We start from the raw sequence: 25,284 nt of genomic DNA on the forward strand, positions 1-25,284 counted from the left end.
GCTGTTTTAGCTTTCACTCACTGAAGTTCATCAAGCCATCACTCAGTTGATCTCCAAATAATCAAGGTACGCATCCCATGTTCCGTCATCTGCGGTTACCACAAGCTCAATCTCTTGATTTCCGGTTCCATGACTGATATTGGACAAGGTATAGACCGCAGGATTGCTCCCGCCGAAGTAGAAGGTTCCCTTCGTCACTCCACCGATTTTCAAGTCGACCCTGGCCATGTTTGAGTTATTCGAAGCCCCGCGAAGGGAGAAATTATGGGTACCGCTTCCAAAATACTGCGTGTATTTCACCGAATCATTGTTCCCATATAAAGCGACTCCGTTGAACGGCGAACTGATATTGCCGGTGTACTGTCCCGCCTTGGTCATATTCTCGCTTTCTATTTTCGTGACTGTGGTTGGAGTTGGAGTTGGAGTTCCGCCTCCGCCGTCAGGCGCGACGGCCCGACCTGTGCTCGGTGAGATCATGCCTGAGCACATCCCACGGCTCTTAAGGTTCTGCGCGATCTGCGGAATCGCTTGGAGCGTAGTCTGGTACTGGTCATGCATCAGAATCACATCGCCGTTTTGCAGCCTGCCCGCAGCGGCTACGATCTGGGCGGTGGTAGCACCGTTCCAGTCCTGGGAGTCAACGTTCCAGAGAACTTCGGTAAGACCATTTTGCGCCTCAAGGGACTTTAGCACTCCGTTGGTCTCGCCATACGGCGGACGAAACAGCTTCGGAGCCGTTCCGGTAATCGACTGGATCGCCTGCTGAGTCCGCGTGATTTCCGACGACATCTGCGAGTTGCTCAATGTAGTCATGTGAGGATGCGTATAGGAGTGGTTACCTACCCACATGCCTGCAGTCACTTGGTCCCGCACCAGAGACGGGTTATTCTGCACGTTTTGCCCAAGGTTGAACATCGTTGCGCGCAGCCCGGCCTGCTTCAGGGCATTAAGCAGATTGGTCGTATTACTGGGATTCGGGCCATCGTCGAATGTCAGTCCCACGTAGCCCGTAGAACAACTGGCATCGGCAGCATTAGCGACAGGTTCTTCCAGATTAGAGAATGAGAACAAAGTACCGAATAGTACCAGGGCCACGGCCCCTTTTATTAGTTTCGTTGTGAACATAATAGTATCTCCTCACACATGTCATACTTGCAATATAAGCGCCAAACAAATTTAAATTGCCCAGGCTAGCCTCATTCTTTTTGCTTTCATCTGAAATCCCTCCCATTTGGTTAATTGCATTTAGTCTTACCAGGGTGCTGTGCAGCACTTAGCGGACTAATATACCACAACCTTCCATAAATAATATTGAAAGCGGTTACATTTAATATGTTACCATAGCTCTTTTATAATTCATCTGCACAAATTTAAGGTTTTACTTTGGAAATTTTAGTATTTTTATGGTGCTGCACACATTAAATGCAAAGCAACCTACCTTTAATTAGGCAGGTTGCTTTTTTGTACACGAACGGGTGTAGCATATAAGACTGTTAATTATTTTCCAGTATCGACTCGCGGAGGCTTTTGGAAAGACTGTTAACAACCAGATTATAAGAGTGATCAATCATGAAAAAGATATCCGCCTCTGGCACGGAGCCATCAAGGGTAACGGAGTTCCAGTGTTTTTTGTTCATGTGGTAGCCTGGCCGAACTTTACCATGCTGCTCTCTCAAATTATCTGCGATGACCGGGTCGCATTTTAGGTTTAGAATCGTATGCTTCTCCAAATTCTCAAAAATAAGAGCGAACATCTTGCCTTCGATTTTGATTACCAATGGATCAGGCCCAAAGGGATAATCCTTATGCGCTCTCTTTTTCTTCAGGCAGTATTCTATGATACTTTCTTTCGCATTGTCCTTCATGTTAGCAACGCTCCTGCCACTATGGTTCGTTTGGTATTAAATCAAGAAAGACCGCTATCTGTTAAGTATTTTTTCCTTTTCACCAATCTGCTCATACCTTAAGATCTTAGTATCCAAGCGTTCCAGTGTTTTTTTCATAACTTCTATCCTTGTGGTGAGCTGCTTACGTTCTTCTATCAAAAGGTCTTTTCGCGCCCCGGAAGTTTCATCGCCCTGTTGAAGCAGCTCAAGGTACTCAATCAGTACTTCGATCGAGAGACCGGCATTTCGCATGCATATGATGAACTCAACCCAATTGCAGTCCTCTTCCGAATACTCTCGGTTGCCGCTTTTGTTGCGATTCACCGGAGGAATCAGTCCAATCCGTTCGTAATAACGGAGGGTATCCTGTGAAATATTGAATCTCTCGCTTACTTGCTTTATCGCCATCGCCATAATTGCTTCACCGCCTAATACCGTATTGTTCACAACTACATAGAGAAGTGTACAGTCTGGAGTTAACTCCAAGTCAATACTTTAACGGTTATCTGCACTAAAAACAAGCTTGGCCGATCGTTTGGCCTGTTCAATTACATCCATGACCTTCTCGCTATGCTCCAGCATCCTCTTGACCTTTTCCAGATCCTGCTCTGTGATGATACGCTCAAATTCAACGAACTCATCATACATACGATGCGGATGATCCTTGTGATCCACCCGGATTGGCGTTTCCTTATTAGGAGTGAAATTGAAGGAGTCGCATACATTCGCTGAACTTGGCATGTGTATATATCCCTTATTTCCTTGAATGTTCACACTGCTTGGGGCTGATCTGTCTTTCGCTCCGATGCAGACACACTTGAAATGGCCGTAGTCAAGCAGCAGCACACCGGAAGTATCAATTCCACGCTCCATGTTAGCGTAGTACTCCACCTGCTCAGGACTCCCGAAGAAGCCGACCACCAAATGAATATTATATAAATTAATGTCCATCAAGGCTCCGCCGGACATTTCCGGGTTGAAGGCAGGCGGGGTTTCTCCGGCTTTGAAGGCATCGTAACGGGAGGAATATTGGGAATAATTGCACTCCACGATCTTGATCTCACCGAGCTTAGGCAGAAATTCCTTCATCGTCAGAGCATTTTTCAAATACTGATTGGTGATGGCTTCCACCAATACCAGCTTTCTTTGCTGTGCCAGCTCTTTCAGCTCACGAAATTCGTTTACATTGGAGGTGAACGGCTTCTCGCAAATGACATGCTTGCCGCTGAGCAGCGCTTCTTTCGCGTAGGCATAATGAAGATGGTTCGGCAGCCCGATGTAGACAGTATCGACCTCCGTATTCATCAGCATTTCGCTGTAATCCGAATAGGTCTGAGCAATCCCGTATGTCTGCTGCAGATCAAGAATTTTATCCTGGCTGCCTGCTCTGGCGCAGATAGCCTCCAAAGAGATGCCGGGGATCTCATGAATAAAACCCAGCAAATCCCCTACAATCATTCCGGCTCCGACAATTCCCAGTTTCATCTTAGCTGCACCCCTCTATGCCTTTTTCAAGGATTCGCATGACTGCCACTGTTTCTTCGTCTTTAATCACTTTTTCTTTGCCGTGGACAATGGTCTGATACATATCGTCGTAGACCCGGGCGTAGTCCCCTTTTTCAGAGACGACCTTTTCTTCATGATACTTGCCTTCGTCATCCAGATAGGTTACAATGCCATAATGCTCCGGCAGGTCGATCCCGAAATCAGCATGTCCCTTAGGCAGGTAAAATAATTTCAAGTGCTCCTCCTGACGGTCGATCGTTTCCTTTACGAATACCCCCTTCTTCCCGTACACCGCAAAGCTTGGCCGTGCTTTTAAGCGGAAAAAGCTTGATTTGATGGATACTTTAAGCGAAGGGTAAAAGAAATCCAGATCAAAGTAATCGTTCATTCTCCCGGGACCCAGCAATTGCCGAACATCATAATTAATGGATTCCGGAGCGCCAAAATAGGAAATTGCCTGGTCAACCGTATGAACTCCATGTCCGTACAAGTAACTGTTAAACTTAGAAAATTGCGTCACCGAAAGCGGAGTTTCCGGGCGGTAATAATCATAATTGAATTCTACCTCCAGCAGCTCGCCAAGCTTGCCTGATTCAATTACTTTTTGGGTAGTGAGGAAATCCGAATCGTAACGTCTGTTCTGATAGCATTGTATGATCAGCTTCTTCTCCTTGGCGTATTGAAAGATCGACACCGCTTCATCTGTGGTTAACATAAAAGGCTTCTCCACAAGCACATGCTTCCCGTGGTCCAGCGCCATTTTGGCATAAGCATAATGGGAGTCAATATGTGTGCAGACAACGATCAATTGAATTTCCGGATCATTCATTATTGCATCAATATCATTGGTGTAAAGAACGCCTGGTGCCTTCTCCCACTCGCTTTTATCTGGATTGCGGGCGTAAATGGCCTTCACTTTCAAATGATCCCGGTTCATGGAAAAAGGCAGATGATAACGGTTCGTGCTTTTGCCATTCCCGATATATCCAATGGTCAGCATGTTCATTCCCCCTATGGTGTTGTTTCCTTTATTATAAAAGAAGAAGGCCGGACGTAACAGATTTGCCGGCAAAACGGTACAATCGACCAATTCCTTGACTCCAAGGCGGTTGATTTTTGAACAAAATGTTTATTGAGGTGAAGCTGTTGAGAATACTGCTGCAATTAACGGAGATGCCTAACTTTACCCCAAATGAGAAAAGCATCGCCGCCTATATTTTGACTCACAAGGAGAGCATGCTGCATTTGAATATTCAGGAGCTGGCAAAGGCAACCTATACTTCGCATTCAGCGATTAACCGGTTAACGCACAAACTGGGTTTATCCGGCTTCAAGGAGTTCATCATCAATCTGGCCCGTGAATTCCAGCAAAGTACCCAAAGTATTTCCAGCGTTGATCCCAACTATCCGTTCGGTCTGGAGGAATCTCCCCTTCAAGTGGCGAAGGAAATTGCCGAATTAATGAAGGAAACTATGGATAAAAGCTTTACCTTCATGGACGATGAACTGCTGGCACAGACCGCCGCGCTGCTGGATCAAGCTGCAAGGATCTTTATCTATGCCGTCGGCGATTCCCAAATCCGGGCGAAAAGCTTTCAGAACAAATTGATTAAAATCAACAAATACGCAGTAATTGCCACCGAGCTGTCGGAGTGGGCTTACCATACAGCTAATCTCACAGTTGAGGATTGCGCGATCTTCCTGACCTACCATGGCCAGTCGCCGATGTACGTACAAGCCGCGCAGTATTTCTCCCGTGAAAAAATCCCTTTTATCACGATTACGGCCTCACATCAAAGTGAATTGGCCAAGCTCAGTAATCTGTGTATCTATGTGCCTAACGATGAAGAAAAGCATGCCAAAATCGGCACATTTTCCTCCCAAATCGCCTTCGAATACGTACTGAACGTGATTTATTCCTGTATCTATAAAATTTCTTATGCGAAAAACAGGGAATCCGCAGCGCGGCCGTTCAGGAGCATCACCCCTAAGCAAGATGAAGAATGAATCGACTTAAAAAGGAGCTTACCCTGGACAGTCACTATTAGATCGTCAGACCCACACCCCGCGAACAAAGTCATCTCCTGATCGGAAGATTCTACCCGGTTGTAACGGACCGAGCCGCTCTTATTTCTACTGAAAGTCATTTTTCCGAAAGTGAACGGACTCCAGAGCCTTTATGGGCGGACATTCACCCCAAATTTACCTACCGAAGTGGTGATAAGCACTTTACGGTCCGTTAAGCCCGGCAAATGTACCCCGTTCGGGACAATAAGGGCTTAACGGTCCGTAAGGATCAGGAGGCACCTTTTCTATACAACCAGCTTATCCGCCCATGCGTTCAGCCCGCCCGTCATGTTCACTACTTTAAAACCTCTCTCATTCAAAAGCTCACAGGCGAGTCCGCTTCTGCTGCCGCTCTGACAGATCACGATGGTTTCTTGCTCAGGGTCCAGTTCGTGGAGTCTTTCCAGAAGCTGCCCCAGCGGGATATGCTTAGCTCCCTCGATATGCCCCATAGCCCATTCACCATTTTCACGGACATCCAGCATCTTAAGGGAATCTCCTTTATTCAACTGTGCTGCTACTTCCTTCGGTATTATTGCTTTTGGAATGTTAAATGCCATACAAATCCTCTCCTTTGATTAAAAGACTTATTTTATCAGTGGCTCTTTACAAGCAGTTCAATAGCCTCCTTGACCAATTTTCCAGTATCCTGGTTGCCCGCTGCCTGTTCTGCCAATATGCATTGTTGCAAGTTTTCCGCTACCAATTGCGCTATGGCTTTATCCGACGCATTGCGAACGGCAGATAGCTGCGCGACAACCTCTTTACAGGAGTTACCTTCCTCCATCATCCGCAGTACTCCCCTAACTTGCCCCTCTATTCTCCGCAAACGGGTTTTTAGTTCATCTGTATATTGTACTTCCATCATCACATCTCACCTTTCCGAGCAATTTCGTTTCATATACCCCCAGGGGTATTATATAGCTAAAAATAATTTTGTACAACCTCATGCTCCGCCACATGACGGAATGGTATAATATACCACAGTCAAAGGAGGATTATCAGTTTATGGAATTAGTCTTTTTATGGGTGAAGCGCTACGGCTGTTTCAAAGAAACGGGCTTCCATTTTCACAACACGTATCAATTTGAGTATGATCTTGAATCCAGCGGATTGCGAGTTGTGACTGGAATGGGAACATACAAGCCGAAAGATTTTTTTGGCGAAAATATATCGAATCTAAGTGTCATCGTGGGTGATAATGGCGCGGGGAAAACAACAGTTTTGAGGTTGATCCTGGACTGCCTTGCCGGAGATGAAGCTAATGTGTCCCCTTTTATAGCGGGTTTCTTCGCCCAAGATGAGCAGGAGCTGAGAATATACAACCATGAACTTCAGATCCGGAATATAGAAAGTAAAGGCATAAGGACTGTCCTTATGGACAAAATTGCATTCGAGGAATGGATGGAGTCAACTAAATTTATCTATGTGAACAACGTGCTGGACATCCAGGATTATTCCTACAAAAAACCGGGTTATACGCATGACCTCTCCGTTGGCGGGCTAATGCGGAGAGACCACTCCAGCGGAGTGGAAAATCGTCACATTCGTCATGATGCGAACCCTATCATTCATTTTTCAAATAATGAGGTGTACAGGCAAATTGACTTCTTGTATCACTATAAGCAGGGTGAATTGGATACCGAATTTTTATTTAAGATGGTGAATAGTTTACAGGTTGAAATTACAGATAATGATTGGAATCGCAGATATCTTGCTCAATCTATCGAGAAATATTATCCACAGAAAGAGAAGCCCGGTACAGGTTCACTGACGAACTTCAGTGGGATGCCTGAGAATGAAGTCGGACAATTGCTTACGATGATTTCAGGCTCCTTCACAACAATTAGACACAACAACTTATGGAAAGTCCTCATAGCGGACCATTTGCTCATCAATGCGATCAAGGATACTGCGGAGCCGGTCACGACATCAGACAATAGGCAGCGAGAGTTAGAGTGTCTGTTGAAGGCTTATCTGCCGTTAAGTGCTAATGAGGACATTCTTACATACTGTAGAGACTATTTAGTACGGGCAGAGATTGAATTGGATAAAGAAGGTTCTGTGTTCGCAGAACGTTTAGTCCCGTACCGCGCTTTTGTGGAGTGGATGGAAGTGGAATCACGGGCGCTTGATCTGGAGATTGATGCCGCCTCTGCGTCCATCATCCGAATTATGCTTAATGATCATAATAAAGAGCGGTTTCGTGTATTTTTTGACCACTACAACAGAACCTGCTACCCCTTCTACTTCTTGAATTTCTCTTGGGGTCTAAGTACGGGCCAGAGCAATTTGTTAAGCCTCTATTCCAGACTCCACTCTGTGTTGAAGCCAGCTAATGACGGCGGGGGGCGGAGCGATAAAGTTGTAAATCATTTGAATAAGCCTTGCACAGGTATTCTGCTCTTGATCGACGAGGCGGACTTATCTTTTCATCCAAAATGGCAGGTTCAGTACATAAGCCGTCTGCTCTACATGCTGAGAACGATCTACAAATCTGCTAAGGTACAGGTTATTCTGACCTCCCATTCCCCCATGCTGCTGTCGGATGTTCCAAAGAGCAATGTCATGTATTTACAAGAGGGTACGAATGATTCGGCAAATAACCATGCGGAAACGTTTGGACAGAATATCTATACATTATTTAACGACGCTTTCTTTATGGACCTAAAGGTTGGAGAATTTGCTAACGGGGTCATTCAAAGTGTCGGGAATGGACTTAACGAATTGGTGCAATCGGCTATGCTGCCAGATGTAAGCGATGTGAGATCCGAACAGTTCGCTCTCCTCGAGCATTATGAATATATTACAGGCATCATTGGCGAGCCGGTGATCAGAAAAGCCTTCGAAACCAAGCTGCAGCGGCTTAAAGAGGCCTACCGGACGGAAAAGCTCAAGAGTGCAATCAGTCTCTATGAGGAATTGTCGCAGGAGGACCGCGACCGGTTGATTGATTATATCATCAAGGACAATGAGAAGGATCGTGACCAATGAGGAAAATCCAATTATCCGCAAAAGCTGTAAAAACACATTTGAGATATTTTAAGAGGAAGATCAATCCAGCTCTTAAAGAAGAACGAAGCAATCCTGCTTACATCCCAACTTCTAAAATATTAAGCGAATTGAAAGCGAAGATGAATTTGCCGTGGAATGAGCAACAAATCCGCAATGAATTCATGAGCCAGCACCGTTTGTTTTTAGAGTACGTGGAAAGGAACTACAGAGCTTTCGCAATAGGCAAACTAAAGGATTTAGAAAACCTGGATGCAGTGATTCAGCGGGACTTCCCGCTAGTTTATCAAATGATCCGTCTTAAAGAGCGTTCCTACTCCGAGCATCTGAATAAGCTGTTCGGCTATCAGCGGTTTAAGGTCAAGGATTTTTTTTACTACATCAAGAAAAAAGCCCTGGATAATATCGGAATGGACCGGTATTCTTCCAGAGCGCAGATAGAAATTGTTAACATCCTTAAGGCGAATTATCCTAAGCTAAGTAAAGAAATCGGGCTCTGCCTTGGTCAAGGCACGCTTAATGCCGCAGAGTGTGGACAGCAATTTCAAAAGCTGAAGCAGCTCAACATCAGCATGGATAATTTCAGACAGATGGATATTTTTCAAAAGGAATGGAACGATTATCATTTCGTGATGGAAAGCGGAATCCGCGTGTGTCCCTATTGCAACCGCCAGTATATTACCCCCATCCTCTCTGATAACGGGAAAATGCGGGCAGATATCGACCACTTCCTGCCGAAGTGCGATTATCCTTACTTCTCCATGTCGCTCTATAACCTCGTGCCGGTCTGCAAATCATGCAATCAAGCCTTGAAGGGTGACCGGAAGTTCACCTTTGCCAACATTAGCCCTTATGAGGAGCATATTGGCGAGCATTTCCGGTTCGAAGCGGATGTGCTGACGTTTGAAGTATCGACAGTAACGAACAGCTTGGGTGCAGCGGAGCAGCACTTGGATATTTTCAAGATAGAATCATTGTATAATTATCACCGGAATCAAGTCGAAGAGCTTGTGAAGAAAAGAAAAGCCTATCCCGATGATTATATTCATGACCTGTACGAGAAGAACAAAGCCTACTTTAACAGTGAGCTTGAGATCAAGCAAATCATTGTCGGGTATATTGATGACGAGAGCAGGCTGAACGATGAAGCTTTCTTGAAATTCAGGCGTGACCTGGCAGAGCAGCTTGGCTTTCTGAGTGGAAACAGCCGTTCCAGGATCGGCAAGCTTAAAAATATAGTTGCGGGCCCCCGGCAGACACGTCCAATTCCTTAAATATCCGCCCCCGTAATAACAGAAACGATGCTGGTGCGGAGCTGCTCCGCATTTGACGCTTGGTACGGATCGGCGTTGAAGATAATCGCATCGGCAATGTAGCCTTCTGCAATACGTCCCAGCTCGTTGCCGCTTCCCAGAATCTCTGCGGCATTGCCGGTGGCTGACTGCCACGCTTCTGTACGGGTCAAGCCATACTCCATCAGCGTATCTAGCTCCTGAAGGTTGTACCCGTGGAGCGCAGGTGTGGCATAATCCGTACCGAATCCAAGACGGACTCCTGCCCGTTTGGCATAGTCAATGGCTTTCGAGTGAGCTTCGGCGGCGCGGGCGGCCCGCTCGCAAATTACCTGGTTCAGCGCCAGCACGCTTTTGGGATCTGCGGCTATGCGGTAGATCGAAGTTGTAGGTACATAAGCTGTCCCCGACTCAGCAAGTCTGCCTGCTTGATCTGCTGTCAGGAACATGCCGTGCTCTATAGATTCCACACCAGCATGGATAGACCAATCAACTGTCACCCCACCCCAGGTATGAACCAGGACCTTTTTGTGATGGTCATGCGCGTTCCGCACAATAAAAGCGAACTCTTCCTCCGAAAAATTCGGATCAAGCACTTGTTCGGTAGGCGCTCCAAGACCGCCAGTGGCCATGATTTTGATCCAGCCTGCTCCTGTAGCGAAGATTTCTGCCATCCGGTGCTCTAAATGCTGAAGGCCGCGGGCATCCCCTGCGCCAAGCATATCGCTGCTGGTCTGTACCCGCAGCGGCTGCTGATAGTGCTGCACAAGATGCTGAATCGTGCTCGGCAGAATCCCGCCCGCATCGCGCGCAGTCGTTACACCGGTCCGCAGTGTCGCTTCAAAGGCTTTGGCCTGCATAGCCTCAACCTCGCCGCTGCTCCGTTTCAATTGGTCAGCATGGTCGAAGTCTGTCCAGGCCAGATGCGTGTGAAGATCAATTACACCCGGACTTATCCATAATTGTGAGGCAGGTTGAGGTGACTCCTCATACGGCTTCGAGCCTTCAACAATGGATGAGAACCGTCCTTCCTTAATCACAATGTCAAACCGTTTCCCTGTGGTGCCGGCGATAGCAATATTCTTGTAGGTTTGCAGCTCTGGATGCTTAATGATCATGTTCATTCCCCCCAAGCCAGCCGAACAGCCGTTATGGCATGGTCAGGCTCCTGATGTAACAATTGAGCGAGTGTAGTCACAGCTTCTTCCACGCTTTGCCGGCTAGCCTTCGCTCCAAAATGGTTGATACGCAGAAGCTGGCCGAATAATTCTCCGTCCCCTGGAGCCACGATGCCAATAGGCTGATCTATAAGCAATTTCTGCTCCCCGGCAATTCTAACCGTCGTTGTCAGCGTTGAGTAATGACTGCTATCCTTTTGCCACGGCGTAAGCCCCAATGCCTGAATACCGGCAATGGCTGAGGCGGCTGTCCGTTCATGACGCTTGATTACCTGCTCCAGCCCCTCCTCTTCAATTTGTGTCAAAGCCGAAATCAGGGCTCTGGCCTCAAGAGTTGGAATGTTGGGCGGAACACGTAACGGTGCAGCGCCGCCTGAAGATGGTCTCAAATCCAGCAAGGACAGAATCGAGTTGCGCGGCGCCTCCGGGTTAGACGCAAGGAAATCCCAGCCGCGCGGCGAGATGCTTACGGCACTTACGCCGTTTGGCCCGGACAGGGCTTTTTGCGCACCCATCACTGCAAAATCGACTTCCCATTCATCCACCAGCAGGGTTTCTCCCCCGACTGCCGACACGGAGTCCGTCACTGTAATGAGGTTGTTATCCTGGGCGAGCTTGAATATTGCCTGGGCGGGATTAGACCCGCCTGTAACCACTTCTGCCTGCACAAAGGAAATAGCGCAGGGCTTGAACTGCTCAATCGCGGAAGCAACCTTCTCTGCAGTAACCACCTCGTCAAAGGAAACCTTCACCTCTACAACCGTTGCTCCGCCGCGCTTAAGCCATTCTCCGAATAGACTGCCATAAGGTCCGGTTACTACGTTTAGAATGGTACGCCCCGGCGCAGCTATTCCTGCGGCCACCGCCTCAATCCCTAAGATAGCCTCACCAGGGATGATGAGCGGGGGATGCTGGGTAGACAATAGCTTGGAGAGCAACTGCGTAAGCGTATTGAACTCGGTAATTGAAAGCGGGATAAATCCTTTATGTTCTTGGTTCATAAAAACCTCCTGCTGATCTTGTTATCGGCATTTTCGGAACTGCGGACAGCAGCTCGCGGCTGTAGGCGGCCTCAGGACGAGTGAAGAATTGGTCCTTCGGACTGCTCTCAACAAGCTTGCCCTGCCGCATAACGGCTACGGTATCGCTAATTGCATGAATGACTCCCAGATCATGGGAGATGAACAGCATGGTCAAATTAAGCTCGGCTTTGAGTGTATTGAACAGTTCGAGCACACTTAGCTGAACGGAAACATCCAGCGCGCTCGTCGGTTCATCCGCGATCAGAAGGCTCGGCTCAACGCTTAATGCACGCGCAATGGCGATCCGTTGGCGCTGTCCGCCGGAGAATTCGTGCGGATATTTATCCAATGCTTTTGCCTCCAGATGAACACGGTCCAAAAGCTCTTTGCATCTCTTCTCAACCTCTGAGCGGTTCACAATATTATGGAACAGCAGTGCTTCGGAAAGAATCTGCCGGATGGAATGCTTCGGATTCAGCGACGCATCCGGGTTCTGAAAGATCATCTGTATTTTTTTGTGCTGCTCACGGCTGCGCTTCTTCACTAATTGCTGGGCTCCCAGCAGAATCTGCCCTTCATCGGGAGCGATCAGCCCGGCAATCACTCGCGCCAGAGTGGATTTGCCCGAACCGGATTCGCCGACAAGGCCAAGGGTGGTATGCTCCTGCAAACTCAGATTAATGTGATCCAGCGCAGTAAACCCGCCGTAACGGACTGTGAGATTCTGTACTTGCAGCGCAGTATTCATTCAGCTTCGCTCCCTTCAAGCTCCGGCAGCGGCAGCACGGAATCAATCAGCATCTGAGTGTAAGGATCAGACGGATTGTGTAATAGCTGCTGAGTCTCACCATGCTCCACAATCCGCCCCTGCTTCATCACACATAGCTTGGAGCATAAGTTAGCTGCAATCGCCAGATTATGTGTCACAAAGACCATGGCAAAACCCAGCTCATTTTGCAAGCGGGTAATGGTTTCGATAATTTGCCGTTGAACGGTAACGTCCAGCGCGGTTGTCGGTTCATCACAGAGCAGAATGTCCGGCTTGCACGCCAGCGCCATAGCGATAACTACACGCTGACACTGACCGCCCGACAACTGGCTTGGATAGCGGTCTGCTTTCTTTAGAGATTCGGGAAGCCCGAGCATTTCGAGCAATTCCAGCGCTATTTTGCGTGAAGCCTTCCGGCCGACTCTCTGTCTGTAATACACGACTTCTGCGAGCTGATTAACAACCGGGCAGAGCGGGTCCAGCGCCCCTCTCGGGTCCTGGAACACCATCGCGCTGCTTGCCGCGGTCTCGATGACCCCTCCGCTCTGCTCCACCCCGCGGGGGAGCAACCCCAGAATGGCACGCAGCGTAAGCGACTTACCGGAGCCCGATTCACCGACGAGTCCCAGGCTCTCCCCTTTACCCAGTGAAAAGCTGACATTGCTGACCAATGGTTCTTTGGACGTTGTGGCGAGTGACAGCGAATTTATTGTCAAAATCGGATGTGTAGCCATCATTTTTTCCTCCATATGTCTGCCAGCCCATCACCGACAAGCGACAGCGCTATTCCCGTATACACCACTGCAAAGCCGGGAACAGCCGAGAGCCACCAAGCGGTAGTGATGAAGGACTGTCCATCCGCGATCATCGTCCCCCAGTCTGGAGTCGGAGGTGCAATGCCAATGCCAAGGTAACCGAGCGTTACAATCGCGACCAGCAGTCCAACCATATCGGCCATTAGGACGACCACCGCCTGAGGCAGAACATTGGGCAGGAGATGGCGCAGAATAATTCTTACTCCGGGAAGGCCCAGAGTCTGAGCCGACGCCACCCATTCCTGCTCACGGAACGATGCGCTGAGACCTTTGACCACACGGGCAAATACGATCCAGCCTACAAGCATGAAAGTGATATAAATCCCCCGCTCGCCTGCTCCGCTGGCAAATGCCACGATGATAACGATCAGATAAAAAGGGAACGCGATAAAAGTATCCGTCAGCAGCGTAATCACAGTGTTAATCCACTTCCCGTAATACCCTGCAAGCATTCCCAGAAAGATGCCGGTGCAAAAAGGGATGATTTCCGCCAGGACCATGATTTTCAGATCAGTTCGTGCAGCATAGATCAGTCTCGTAAACAAATCGCGTCCGAGCTGATCTGTTCCCAGCCAATGCGAAGCAGACGGCGGCTGCAAAAAAGCGCTCAAATTCTGCTCCGTGGGTTGATACGGACTTATAAACGGTATGAATACAGCCAGGAGAATCAGCACTGCAAACATAATGCTCCCGATCAGAAGAGAAGGTGTTCCCCATATTCGCTTAACAGTGCTTTTCTTGTTGCTGCCCTCTTGCAATTGTGGGTCTATCGTTGTAGGGTTCATTGTTTTCCTTTCGTTCTGGGATCGAGCCACCAGGACAGGATTTCAACCAGGAGGCTGATGATCACTACGGATATGGCACAGTAAAGCGCTATTCCTTGAATGACCGGGAAATCCCGTTTCGAAATTGAAGTAAACAGCAGGCTGCCAATTCCTTTGATGCCGAACACCTGTTCAACGACGAGTGTGCCACCTATGAGATAGGAAATATTGACACCGAGCAGCATCAGTGTTGGAAGCGCGGAGTTGCGCAGCACATGCTTAAACAGAATCACCCTGTTAGGTATTCGCGCGGCCTTCAAGGTAACTACAAAATCGGATTCCAATACCTCCAGCATCTGCGCCCTTAACGAACGAACCAGAGTCGGAATCTGTGAAAAAGCGACGGTTATCGCCGGAAGCGTAAGGCTGTACAAGGTTCCGGTCCACCCTTCGCCAACTCCTCCGACGGGAAACCAATGAAGACGGACACTAAGCAGCAGAATCAAAAGGATGCCAACCCAGAAGATTGGCATGCCCAGTGTGATTGTAGGAAAAATACGGATCAAATGATCCAGCAGCTTGTCTTTGTTCGTGGCTGCAAGTGTGGCAAGCAGCAGCGATATTACGATTGCCAGAGCGCTGGCCAATGCGATGAGCAGCAGAGTAACAGGAGCCCGTTCGGCTATCAGCTCTCTTGCAGAGATTCCCGTCACAATGGAATTTCCGGTATCCCCTTGCGTAAACAATGTCTGCACAAAACGGACGAATTGCTCCCATACAGGGAGATCAAGCCCAAGAGTATGATGCATACTCTTGAGCGCCTCCGGTGTGCTGTATTCACCCAAAATCATTTTTGCAGGGTCCCCCGGCACGATTCGGATCAGGAAAAAAACTGCCGTCATCACGCACAGGATCACTATCAATGCTCTAACAAGTGCAATCACAAGCCAACTGTATGAACCGTTCCTACCTGTTGATGGAGTTAACGTGTTATTGGATTTCATCATTTTCCAATGCGGACATCTTCCAGGCGCAGGCTGCCGTTAGGCAAAACAACAAGGCCATCGACCGAAGAACGGGCACCAATCAGAATATCCGGGTAGTATAAAGGAATGTAAGGTACTTCATCGGCAAGCGTCTGCAGCAGCTTAGAGTAGATTTGCGCGCGGGCATCGCCATCTGCTGTCTTTTGCCCGTCATAGAGCAGTTTGGTTACATCCTTATTCGTGTAATGCGTCCAATACGACTTGCTGAAGCCATCCGGATCGGTCTGGAAAGCAATAATCGAGTTCGCTTCAGGGGAGTCCGCCTGACCGCTGTTCAGCATTGCCGCGAAATCATATTTGAAGAAACGTTCCCGGAAAGTAGCCAGCTCAGTGGATTCAATCTCGATCTTGATGCCGATGGTTTGACCCGCTGCCTGAATAATTTGCGCCTCTTGGGCTCTGGTGCTGTTGCCGGACGCTACAAGCAATTTGGTAGTGAAGCCGTTAGGGAAGGCGGATTTGGCCAGCTCTTCCTTCGCTGCAGTTACATCGTAATTGAGCGGCTTGATCGTATCATTGGAGTTATATGGAATGGTGGTCGGCAGCAAAGAATTTGCAGTCTGTGCATAACCAAACGTAAGCGCCTTGGTCAAGCCTTCACGATCCAGCGCCAGCGCCAGAGCACGGCGGACATGCACATCGGAGAAATGTTTGTCCAGTGTATTGAAGAACAATTGCTCTGTTACCCAGCTCCCGTTCGTTACTACTGCTGTGTCTGCACCATTCTTGATTTCGTCTGCGTTCTGCAGCGCCAGAGATTCAATTGCGTCAACATCTCCAGCCTTGAGCTGGTTGATTGCCTGGCTGTCGTCTTCAATCAGCTTATACACAAGCTTGTCAATGTAAGGCTTGCCTTCCTGCCAATAGTTAGGATTCTTGGTGAAGGTCAGGTCGCCTGCAGGGTCCCATGTCTCAACAACAAAAGGTCCAGTACCGATCGGTTTTTTGAAAAACTCTTCTTCGGTAGCCCCGCCAAAGTTATCCGGAATTATCCCGTTCGAGAAGTTGGACAGCTCGGAGATAAACGGTGTATACGGCTCTTTAAGTGTAATCACGAGCGTTTTGTCGTCCTGCGCTTTAACAGAAGCAACCTTGGCTGCGATTGCCAGCGGACCGCCCACCTTCAAATGCCGGTTAAGCGAGAATACCGCATCCTTTGCAGTGACAGCCGTGCCGTTCGAGAACTTCAGACCGTCGCGGAGGACAAAGGTATACGTCAGCCCGTCTTGACTGATGCTGTGTGACTGGGCAAGCCAGTCTACAATTTCACCCTTGCTGTTAAAAGCAACCAGTGACTCGAATACTTTGTCAATTGCAAACGCATTGTTCGACGTAATCTCATTATGTAAATCAAAAGAGGTTACTGAAGCAGGCCGTCCATAGACAAAGGTTCCTCCCGCTGCAGGCACATCTGTATTTGCACTTTGAGTTGCCGCTGGGCTCGTTGTTGCTTGAGCGCTGTTATTTTGTTTAGGATCATTCTTGGACCCGGAGCATCCTGCAATTACCACTAGCAGAATTGCTAATGCTCCTACCCAAACCGACTTTCTAAAAGATGCTGTAAACTGTGACATGTCTGATCCTTCCCCTTCCTATAAATCATATGAGTTTAGTATGGATTGTATTATGGATCAATCACCATCGTCTGTCAAACAAAAAATCATTTTGGCCATAAGAATGTATCTAATATATCCATTGCTAGAAATGAATATGCTTCAATTAAGCAATGACGTTATAACCTCTTGCATATCTCCTGTAAATGAGATGGTCTTGTCCTCATTTCCTTCCATGCCTTCGGGATTATGTCTGTTGAAGCGGATTAAGGTCGCATGCTCATTGCGGTACGTAAGCTTTTCAAAGGGATAACGAATAATTCCCGGTGTATTATAACCAACCCCCAGCTCCAAATATACAGTCTTCTTGCATTCTGCTGCACGCAGGAATTCGTTGTAGGAAGCATTTCGTTCATACCACTTCCCGTCCTGTACAAAGTATTGATCAATTCTAAGGTGTGGATTCATCTCTCCGCCGCATACCGGGCATTTGGGAACTAGTTCAGAAGGAATCCGGCAATCGACGGTGTGCTGAACCATTGCCTTGACCAGAGCCTCATTATTGTACAATTTATCATGACAACCTGCCGCACACTGCAAATAGCCATAGTTGCCTTGAATTTCAAAAATTTGATGCTGCGGAAAACCGGCCTTCTCAAACTGGCTGTCCACATTGGTTGTGATGACGAAGTAATTATGGTTCTGCACCCACTGATGCAGATCGGTATATAACTTGGTGCTGGCCGCTTCGTATCGGTTAAGGCTGATATGTCTGGCCCAATATGCCCACCGTTCCTCCTGGGTCTTAAAGGGATAGAAGCCGGAAGAGTACATGTCAGTCAATCCGTACTTCTCAATGAAGGGCTGGAAATTTCGGGTGAATCTTACCCCGCTATATTCAATCCCAGCAGCAGCAGATAAGCCTGCCCCTCCCCCTATAACAATATATTCCGCCTCGCCAATGGCCGATTTCGCCCTTTGGATCAATTGCTGATCTATAGGATTCATTTAATTACCCCTCCAACACAGATTCGTAGATTTCACGGTCCTCGTCGCTGAACACATTAAAAATAATCTGCCCGAAACGCCCGGGATGCTGTTTTAGCCAAGCTTGAACTACGTTTACGGCTACGACGGCCGCTTCCCTTTTGGGATAACCGAATACCCCGGTGGATATTCCGCAAAATGCAACCGAACAGATGGAGTCAACCTGGGCCGCAAGCTCCAGGCAGGAGGTATAACAACCAGCCAGCAGAGATCTCTGATGCTCTGTGACCGCTTGTCCAGCCGCAATGATGGGGCCAACCGTATGCAGCACAAACCTGGAGGGCAGGTTGTATGCCCTTGTTATTTTAGCGTAGCCTGTCGGTTCGGCATGACCCTGCAGCTCCATGATGACATTGCAATCCTCACGCAGCTCTGGCCCGGAGGCGGAATGAATGGCATTGTCAATGCAGGCATGAAAAGGCTGGAAGCAGCCCAGCATCCTGCTGTTGGCAGCGTTCACGATGGCATCGGCTTCAAGCTCTGTAATATCTCCTTGCCATAGGTATATTTCCGGAGCTATTTCTTGTTGTATAGACTGGAATTGTTTCGACAAAGGTGTTAGAGCCGAAGCTTTGGTAATCGTCTTGAACTGCCGTTCATATTGCAGGATTACATCCATATAGGGGTTGAGCTTTGCATTGGCTGCGCCTGGAGTCTTAATGGTCAGAGCCGCCTTAATGTAGGCCCTCTTCTGGTCAGGTGATGCAGATGGAATACCTTCCATATAACCTTCCGGGTCTTCAAGAAGCAGCTTAGCTGCCGCCTCTAAGCTTTCCAGGTATTGCTGTTCGGTTAACCGCCCGGCTGCAATTGCCGGGTGGGGTTGATCTAAACGGATTTTTGTCCGGTATGCATCTAACTCAAGATTAGGTGCTTCATGTACCATCATTACCTTCTCCTTTGCGGGTTGAATTTTGCTGGAATCAGCCTTGATCCATCGCCTTGCGAATATCATAATCACTGATGTCGAGATCCAAATCCATTCCGAGCGCCAGCTTGGCAAGCTGACTTCCTATATAGGGTCCCATTGTCAACCCGGACGCACCGAGTCCGTTAGCCGTAATCAGACCTTCCCAGCCGGGAATAGCTCCAATCACAGGCAGGAATCCGGGCGTAAACGGACGGAAGCCAACCCGCACCTCCTGAAAAGTGCTGTCCGCTAAGCCAGGGGCCAGGTCTAGCCCCTTATTCAGCACCTCCTGAATTCCACCTGCGGTTATTCTGGTATCGTAGCCTTCAATGTGATTTTCGTGTGTAGATCCAAGGACGATCTTGTGCCCTTCAAAAGTAAGCAGATACTGATCATTGGGCGGGATAACAACCGGCCAGGTGCCTGTATCTTGCGGATTGGGAAGCTCTACATGGACGATTTGCGCTTTTTGATAATGAACGTCAAAATGAATGCCCAAAGGCTCCAGCAGCGGACCGGCCCACGCCCCCGCACATACAATAACAAGGTCAGCCGCAAAGGTACGCGCTGAGGCAGTTACTCCCGTGACACGGTTTGCGTGATATTCAAGCGAAGCATCCCCGTTTACAAAAACGGCCCCTTTGCGCTGTGCTGAACGGATAAGCGCGTCGCGCAGCGCACGGCCATCTACACGTGCGGCTCCGCTGATGTGAACTGCGGGATACCCTTCTGCCAGCAGGGGGAAACGCTCCCGGGTTTGTAATTCATTAAGCTGTGTGATTTCCCCGATTTCCGGTGCCTCCGCTTTTCGAATCTGTGCGCGTTCTTCCATCCGGCTAATCTTCTCCGGGTCATTATGAATGCTTAGAGCCCCCACCTGCGCATAGCCGGTTTCTGTTTCCCCTTCGTTATGAAGCTGTGCAATTAATTCCGGGTAATAACGGGCACCGGCTTTGGCGAGACGATACCAGGCCTGGTTGCGCCGCTGGGACAGCCAAGGGCAAATGATGCCTGCAGCGGCGTCGGTTGCTTGTCCCTTATCTTTGCGGTCTATTACCAGGACATCTGCCCCCATTGCTGCTAACTGATAGGCTGTCGAGGCCCCTAGAATTCCTGCTCCGATTACGATGACCTTCTTCATGCGTACATTTCCTTTCCTGCCTCAAACGCCATAGTGTTCCTTCAGTATAATTCATTCTGCAAGCCTTAGCAGGAACATATAGAAAAAGCCAACACTGGGGATGCAGTGCTGACTTGAACTGTTTTTCTAAAAAACATCAGGCAATAATTGCGGAAAGCTGCAGCTCAAGCTTCTCTGGGGTCATCGTTCCTCCACCGAGACGAATATATTCCCCATCCTTCTGCAGAAGCAGGGTTGGATAACTCTGTACACCAATCTGGCGGGCGGTAATGAAATCCTTGGCAGCTTCTTCAGCGGCAGATGATGTCTTCATTCGTGCCGTTACAGCTTCAGGGTCAAGGTCAAAGGCAACCGCTAGCTCGCGGTAGGTTTCGGTGTCGCTGAGACTTTTGCCCTCGAAGTAAAACGCATGCTGCATAGCTGAAGCCAGGTACACTGCACGTTCCGGTGCAAAGAATCGTAAGGCAGCAAAGCCGGTTGCCGCGGCTTCGGAGTCCAGAATAAAGTCATCATTTGCAAGCAAGCGCTGATAACCAGCGCCAAATTCCGCACCCGTAAGCTGGCTGATCCGGTTGTTCGCTTCGGCAATGTGCGGGTACGCGCTGATCGGCTGCTTACGTTCTCCTGTAAAAAGTCCGCCGGACAGAACGGTCAAAGGCAGCTCAGGATGTGTCTCCCGGAATGCCCGCAGGGTCTTTGAGAACCCGTAACACCAGCCGCAATAAGCATCCCACACATAAATGAGATTAAGATTATTTTGATTCACAGAAATAACTCCTTTGTAATCCGCTTTTATGAATGTTAACCTGTAACTATTGTAGTTACATTATATGACGGATGTCAAGAGAATACTTATTTCTGAGGATTAGACTTCCGTTATCAGCCGGAAATCAAGCCGTATTTTACAAAGCTCTGATAAAGTCCATCTTCTCCCACGTTGCCCGTAATATCATTGGCCAGTTCCTTCAGGGCCGGCTTCGCATTGCCCATAGCAATGCCTATAGCGCAATATTCGAGCATCTCAGCATCGTTCATTCCATCCCCGATAGCCATGCTGTCTTGGCGGGAAATCTTCAAATGCTCTAGCAGATCAGCAATAGCAACGGCCTTATGGATACCTGGAATCATCAGCTCGCCGCTGTCCTCGCCAAAGATCGGGATGGTACACTGAATGGCCTCAAATTTGCCCTGGAATTCACGCTTGATCTGCCCGAAGGACAGGCTGCTTTCCAGAAAACAAACCTTGTTGACATCCTCTTTATACATATCCGTCTCCCCGTAAGTGATGCCGGCAATGAAGGGATGGGGAGAGAGCAGCATTTGCTCCTTGGCCGCAGGGTCATTGACAACATCGCCATAAATTCTGCGCTCCAGGTGCGCCTTCAGGTTCCTGCTTCCATACAGGGCTGAGTTGGATTCCAAGTAGAAATCTACACCCTGCGCATCGAAGAAATCCACCATCTGGCGGACATCCTCAGGCTTAACCTTTTTATGATAAAGAGTTTCGCTGCCGGACTCAACGTAGCCCCCTCCTGCGCCAATCAGGCCATCGAAGCCGATGCCCCAAATCTCCTCATAGATTTCCGCCTTTGAGCGGCCGGTGCACAGGTACAGCAGATGGCCGTTCTCCCGCGCTTTTTTACAGGCGATTTGTGCGGATTCCGGCACCTTCCCATCATCCCCCACAAGTGTTCCGTCAATATCTATAAAGACAATTTTTCTGCGTTCCTGAGTCATTGGCATTCAGTCTCCTTTTGAGGCTTAATTGGTGCTGCATGAACACTGTAAACTGTGGAATGCATTACAGGTCAAAGGAAATTTTGTGATATGCTTGTCCATGAGGTGGTTCTATATGGCAAATATTCAGGAAATCGCCCGGCGGGCGGGCGTATCAACCACAACAGTCTCGCGTGTACTTAACGGGCATCCATATGTCAGCGGTTCAATCCGGGCAAGAGTTCTTGAGATAATTTCACAGCTTGATTATGTACCCAATGCCAGTGCCAGATCCCTAAAGAAGGGCTCCACCCGGTTAATCGGAATTATTGCGGTTTCACTCAGCCCGCTGCTGCTTAATTTCATCCAAGCGTTCACGGAAATTGCTCAGCAATATGGGTTCAATATCACCCTGTTCATGACAAACGGAGATTTGGAGAAGGAGCTTGTTGCGCTTGAAATGCTGCGGAGCAAGCAGTTGGATGCACTGGTATGCGTGCTGCGGGCCAATGATTGGGAAGTGATTGAAGCTTATACGAAATACGGCCCGATTGTAACCTGGCAGCGCTTGCAAAGCGAGATAATCCCCTCTGTCTTTATGGACCAGTATCAGGCCTACATCCTTGGTATCGAACATCTGTATTCCAAGGGCTACCGCAAAATTCTCAGCATCTATGCCATGTCCAAGGGTCTCAACACGAAGGAACGCAAGCGGGCTTATGCCGATTTCGTGGAAAAATACAATATACCGGATCACGGATTCCCGCAGTTTCAGGACAAGACCTCCGTTCAGGACGGTGAAGAGCTCGCCGGATGGTGGATCGCCCAGACGGACAGACCGGATGCCCTATTTTGTTCCAACGATGAAGTCGCAGCAGGAGCCGTTACGGAGCTTCGGAGAAGAGGATTTGCAGTTCCCGGAGATGTGGGCATCATGGGATTTGACAATACTGAAGTGGCTCATTTGCTCGACCTGACAACCATTCATTCTCCGGTAGACCTGCAAGCGGAAAATGCCTTTATTCTGATTCAAAATAGACTGGCCCAATCTGACCTTGAGCTTCATTCCCTGGAATACAGGCTCATTGAGCGGAGCTCGACCTGACAACACCAAGACCTTGTCGCAGGGAAGCTCCGCAGTGCTCCTGAGAATCATCTGACCGGCTCTGGAACTGCAGCCTCAGGATCAAAATCCGCCACAATCAGCATATCCATATGCCGGGCATGCCGGAGCAGATAATGGACAAAGCTTTCTTTGAAAAGACTGCGCCAGAGAGGTTTACGCGAATATCCGATAATTAGCTGGGTTGTCTGCACTTCATTCATCCTTGTGAGCAGGTGCTGATGGACGCTTGTGCTGCCGACTGCCTGTGCGACCTCCATCTTCCCGCCAAGCCGTTCCGTCAAATGACGCAGCGAATCGAGGCGTTTCTGCTCTTCGGGCGTGCGTCCCCCTCCGCAGTGTACATAATGTACGTACCAGTCTGCCTTCAGCCGGTGTGCGATGCGGAAGCCGCGGCGAATCAGCCGTTCCGCCCGTGGTCTGAGGTCCACACAGACAAAGATAACCTCCCGTCTGCTCCAAGGCCCGCGCAGGGAATTATCACGGTCCCACGCTTCCAGCCGCTCATCTACATCATCTGCAATTTCACGAAGGGCCAGCTCGCGCAGCGCAATCAGATTTCCGATTTTGAAAAAGGATTCCAGCGCCTGGTTCACCTTTTCGCTCGCATAAATCTTCCCTTCCCGCATCCGCTCCTGCAGCATTTGCGGCGTGACATCTATCAGCTCCACCTCGCCGGCCATCTTCAGAATCGCATCCGGCACCGTTTCCCTGACACGCACACCGGTTAGCTGTGCCACTGCATCGTTCAGGCTTTCCAGGTGCTGCACATTCACGGTTGTAATGACGGAAATCCCGTTTTCGAGCAGGCGCATGACATCCTCATAACGTTTTTTGGACTGGCTGCCAGGCACGTTGGTATGGGCCAGCTCATCTACCAGCACAGCCTCAGGATGGCGGGCAATAATCGCATCGGTGTCCATTTCCTCGAGCTGTGTGGACTGATAAAGTACGTTGGCCCGCGGAATCATGGTCAATCCGCCGATTTGCTTCTGGGTTTCCTTTCTGCCGTGAGTTTCCAGCAGCCCGATAACGACATCAATCCCCTTGTTCAGCAATAGATTGCCTTCCTGCAGCATTTTGTAGGTTTTCCCTACGCCGGGAGCCGCACCGATATAGACCTTGAAGGTTCCCCGGCGGATTCCCTCAATTCTCTGCTCCATCTCTTGGCGGGTCAGACGGTGAAAGGGCTCCTCTGTTTCCTTAGGCTGCGGTCTGATCGGCAATATCCGCTCCCCGTCCTGCTCCGCCCGGTCAGCCATCAGGAACACATCAATATTCCGCGTCCTCCGCAGAACCCGGTTTGCGATGGAGCCCTGCCATTTTTCCTGCCAGCGGCTTTTTTTGGAGTGCCCCATAACGATCCGGGTTACGTTGTTTCGAATGGCATAACGCACCAATACGGGAGGAAGCAGACGCAGATTTGCCAGCGGCAGCTCCTCAAACCTGGCCCCCACCCGCTCTACCAGCTTTGTAATGGAGCGCTTGAAGCTTTGCTGCTCCTTCGTAAGCGGACGCTTGGGGAGAACGAACGTCACAACTATGAGATCGCCGCCCAGCCGCTTCGCAATTTGCTGGCCCCGTCTCACGTACAGTGAACCGTTCCAGTGATATTGCGTGGAGACAAGTATCCGCTCGCTGGCGCCGGAAGGCCCGATAAGCCCTTGTTCCTCCCGGTGCTTCTCCAGCGTTTCATTGACGCCTTCCGCTACCAGACGAAGCGACAGCTCGCGAAGCACGCCGAGATTGCCCCGCCGGGACAGCGCCGGATGGGCCTCACCGCCGAGCACTCCCTCCGCGATTCTTTTCAGAACCGTCTCGGGAGACACGTCGATCAGCCGCACCTCATCCGCCAGCTCCAGCGTGTTGAGCGGTACGGTTTCTCCGGCGCGGATACCGGTTTTTTGGTGAATGAGCTCGGACATACCTGCCAGCTCATACACATTAATCGTCGTGATCACACTGATGCCGTTGTCCATCAAATACCGGATATCCTCCAGCCGCGTCTGAAACCGCGCTCCCTTCCGGTTGCGGTGTGCCAGACCGTCCACCAGCAGCACCTCAGGGTTGCGCTGCAGCAGAGCCTCCAGAGGAAGATCCTTCTGCTCCTTGCCGTCCTTCACCCAATGAAGGCTGGGGACGCGCTCCAGATCCGCAAGCTGCTGAACAGTCTCCGCCCGCTGCATGGTGGAGACGGCGCTGATTACTACATCTATACCTTGCTGCATCAGGAGCTTGCCTTCCTCCAGCATATGATACGTTTTACCAGATCCGCTGACGGAGCCGATAATAATTTTTAACCTGCCCCTGTGCAACTGATAAATGGAATCCAAAATTTCTTCCGGTGTTTTACGTTTGTATGGAGCCACCGGTCAACCTCCTTCCGACCTCGCCGCTTATTCTTGAAATCCGAAATGAAAACTACCCTGCCCATTTC

General features: G+C 49.3%; 24 protein-coding genes. 4 read left to right on the forward strand and 20 right to left on the reverse strand.

The features are described 5' to 3' along the window. Positions 1 to 42: 42 nt before the first annotated feature. The 5 genes from B212_RS0111940 to B212_RS0111960 all read right to left on the reverse strand — a co-directional run bounded on the left by B212_RS0111940 (position 43) and on the right by B212_RS0111960 (position 4,392). A complete protein-coding gene (locus tag B212_RS0111940) occupies positions 43 to 1,125 on the reverse strand; it encodes a polysaccharide deacetylase family protein (RefSeq protein ID WP_019911009.1) in 1,083 nt (360 codons plus the stop codon). 368 nt (positions 1,126 to 1,493) lie between these two features. Further along, positions 1,494 to 1,865, reverse strand: a complete 372-nt coding sequence (locus tag B212_RS0111945) for an MmcQ/YjbR family DNA-binding protein (protein WP_019911010.1) — start codon at positions 1,863 to 1,865, stop codon at positions 1,494 to 1,496. Positions 1,866 to 1,919: 54 nt separating this feature from the next. Then, on the reverse strand, positions 1,920 to 2,300 hold the full coding sequence (locus tag B212_RS0111950; RefSeq protein ID WP_019911011.1) for a MerR family transcriptional regulator: 381 nt from the start codon (positions 2,298 to 2,300) through the stop codon (positions 1,920 to 1,922). Between the two features lie 81 nt (positions 2,301 to 2,381). Further along, positions 2,382 to 3,371, reverse strand: a complete 990-nt coding sequence (locus B212_RS0111955) for a Gfo/Idh/MocA family protein (RefSeq protein ID WP_019911012.1) — start codon at positions 3,369 to 3,371, stop codon at positions 2,382 to 2,384. A 1-nt stretch (position 3,372) separates the two neighbouring features. Continuing rightward, a complete protein-coding gene (locus tag B212_RS0111960) occupies positions 3,373 to 4,392 on the reverse strand; it encodes a Gfo/Idh/MocA family oxidoreductase (RefSeq protein WP_019911014.1) in 1,020 nt (339 codons plus the stop codon). 146 nt (positions 4,393 to 4,538) lie between these two features. On the opposite strand from B212_RS0111960, the gene B212_RS0111965 reads away from it, so the two are divergent. After that, on the forward strand, positions 4,539 to 5,399 hold the full coding sequence (locus B212_RS0111965) for a MurR/RpiR family transcriptional regulator (RefSeq protein WP_036669278.1): 861 nt from the start codon (positions 4,539 to 4,541) through the stop codon (positions 5,397 to 5,399). A gap of 305 nt (positions 5,400 to 5,704) precedes the next feature. Here the strand turns inward: B212_RS0111965 and B212_RS0111970 are convergent, their stop codons facing one another. Continuing rightward, entirely contained in the window at positions 5,705 to 6,019 is a 315-nt protein-coding gene (locus tag B212_RS0111970; protein ID WP_019911016.1) for a rhodanese-like domain-containing protein, read from the reverse strand. 35 nt (positions 6,020 to 6,054) lie between these two features. Beyond that, a complete protein-coding gene (locus tag B212_RS0111975; protein ID WP_028530773.1) occupies positions 6,055 to 6,324 on the reverse strand; it encodes a metal-sensitive transcriptional regulator in 270 nt (89 codons plus the stop codon). 143 nt (positions 6,325 to 6,467) lie between these two features. On the opposite strand from B212_RS0111975, the gene B212_RS0111980 reads away from it, so the two are divergent. Both B212_RS0111980 and B212_RS0111985 read left to right on the forward strand, forming a co-directional pair. Then, the gene (locus B212_RS0111980; protein WP_019911018.1) at positions 6,468 to 8,453 is read left to right on the forward strand and encodes an AAA family ATPase; all 1,986 of its coding nucleotides are present in this window, start codon (positions 6,468 to 6,470) and stop codon (positions 8,451 to 8,453) included. A 140-nt stretch (positions 8,454 to 8,593) separates the two neighbouring features. Beyond that, the gene (locus B212_RS0111985; RefSeq protein ID WP_232231475.1) at positions 8,594 to 9,745 is read left to right on the forward strand and encodes an HNH endonuclease domain-containing protein; all 1,152 of its coding nucleotides are present in this window, start codon (positions 8,594 to 8,596) and stop codon (positions 9,743 to 9,745) included. On the opposite strand, the gene B212_RS0111990 is transcribed toward B212_RS0111985, so the two are convergent. The 12 genes from B212_RS0111990 to B212_RS0112045 form a co-directional block, all read right to left on the reverse strand. Beyond that, complete coding sequence (locus B212_RS0111990) at positions 9,742 to 10,881, reverse strand: amidohydrolase family protein (RefSeq protein WP_019911020.1); 1,140 nt, start codon at positions 10,879 to 10,881, stop codon at positions 9,742 to 9,744. The two genes, B212_RS0111985 and B212_RS0111990, sit on opposite strands and share 4 nt — an antisense overlap. Before the next feature lie 2 nt (positions 10,882 to 10,883). Continuing rightward, entirely contained in the window at positions 10,884 to 11,942 is a 1,059-nt protein-coding gene (locus B212_RS0111995; protein WP_019911021.1) for a pyridoxal-phosphate-dependent aminotransferase family protein, read from the reverse strand. Further along, a complete protein-coding gene (locus tag B212_RS0112000) occupies positions 11,926 to 12,711 on the reverse strand; it encodes an ABC transporter ATP-binding protein (protein ID WP_019911022.1) in 786 nt (261 codons plus the stop codon). The genes B212_RS0111995 and B212_RS0112000 overlap by 17 nt, the downstream gene beginning before the upstream one ends. Continuing rightward, the gene (locus B212_RS0112005) at positions 12,708 to 13,469 is read right to left on the reverse strand and encodes an ABC transporter ATP-binding protein (protein WP_156830118.1); all 762 of its coding nucleotides are present in this window, start codon (positions 13,467 to 13,469) and stop codon (positions 12,708 to 12,710) included. Before B212_RS0112005 ends, B212_RS0112000 begins: the two co-directional genes overlap by 4 nt. Continuing rightward, positions 13,466 to 14,332: an ABC transporter permease gene (locus B212_RS0112010; RefSeq protein ID WP_019911024.1), complete on the reverse strand. Its 867-nt coding sequence runs from the start codon at positions 14,330 to 14,332 to the stop codon at positions 13,466 to 13,468. Before B212_RS0112010 ends, B212_RS0112005 begins: the two co-directional genes overlap by 4 nt. Then, positions 14,329 to 15,318, reverse strand: a complete 990-nt coding sequence (locus tag B212_RS0112015) for an ABC transporter permease (protein WP_232231476.1) — start codon at positions 15,316 to 15,318, stop codon at positions 14,329 to 14,331. The genes B212_RS0112010 and B212_RS0112015 overlap by 4 nt, the downstream gene beginning before the upstream one ends. Next, entirely contained in the window at positions 15,315 to 16,931 is a 1,617-nt protein-coding gene (locus B212_RS0112020; protein ID WP_019911026.1) for an ABC transporter substrate-binding protein, read from the reverse strand. The genes B212_RS0112015 and B212_RS0112020 overlap by 4 nt, the downstream gene beginning before the upstream one ends. Before the next feature lie 141 nt (positions 16,932 to 17,072). Continuing rightward, positions 17,073 to 17,918, reverse strand: coding sequence for a Sir2 family NAD-dependent protein deacetylase (locus tag B212_RS0112025; protein WP_019911028.1), 846 nt, complete (start codon positions 17,916 to 17,918; stop codon positions 17,073 to 17,075). Positions 17,919 to 17,922: 4 nt separating this feature from the next. Beyond that, positions 17,923 to 18,846, reverse strand: a complete 924-nt coding sequence (locus B212_RS31330) for a protein-ADP-ribose hydrolase (RefSeq protein WP_198015855.1) — start codon at positions 18,844 to 18,846, stop codon at positions 17,923 to 17,925. Between the two features lie 34 nt (positions 18,847 to 18,880). Further along, positions 18,881 to 20,008: an NAD(P)/FAD-dependent oxidoreductase gene (locus B212_RS0112035; protein WP_019911030.1), complete on the reverse strand. Its 1,128-nt coding sequence runs from the start codon at positions 20,006 to 20,008 to the stop codon at positions 18,881 to 18,883. A gap of 136 nt (positions 20,009 to 20,144) precedes the next feature. Next, on the reverse strand, positions 20,145 to 20,774 hold the full coding sequence (locus B212_RS0112040) for a DsbA family protein (protein ID WP_019911031.1): 630 nt from the start codon (positions 20,772 to 20,774) through the stop codon (positions 20,145 to 20,147). A 113-nt stretch (positions 20,775 to 20,887) separates the two neighbouring features. Next, positions 20,888 to 21,745, reverse strand: coding sequence for a Cof-type HAD-IIB family hydrolase (locus B212_RS0112045; protein WP_019911034.1), 858 nt, complete (start codon positions 21,743 to 21,745; stop codon positions 20,888 to 20,890). A 115-nt stretch (positions 21,746 to 21,860) separates the two neighbouring features. Here B212_RS0112045 and B212_RS0112050 point away from each other — a divergent pair, with 115 nt between their 5' ends. Next, positions 21,861 to 22,829, forward strand: coding sequence for a LacI family DNA-binding transcriptional regulator (locus B212_RS0112050; RefSeq protein WP_019911035.1), 969 nt, complete (start codon positions 21,861 to 21,863; stop codon positions 22,827 to 22,829). Between the two features lie 47 nt (positions 22,830 to 22,876). On the opposite strand, the gene B212_RS0112055 is transcribed toward B212_RS0112050, so the two are convergent. Beyond that, positions 22,877 to 25,216 carry a hypothetical protein gene (locus B212_RS0112055; RefSeq protein ID WP_019911036.1) on the reverse strand — a complete coding sequence of 780 codons (2,340 nt, stop codon included), beginning with the start codon at positions 25,214 to 25,216 and terminating at the stop codon, positions 22,877 to 22,879. Positions 25,217 to 25,284: the final 68 nt, after the last annotated feature.

The organism is Paenibacillus sp. HW567, from assembly GCF_000374185.1.
Classification (GTDB): Bacteria; Bacillota; Bacilli; order Paenibacillales; family Paenibacillaceae; genus Paenibacillus_AQ.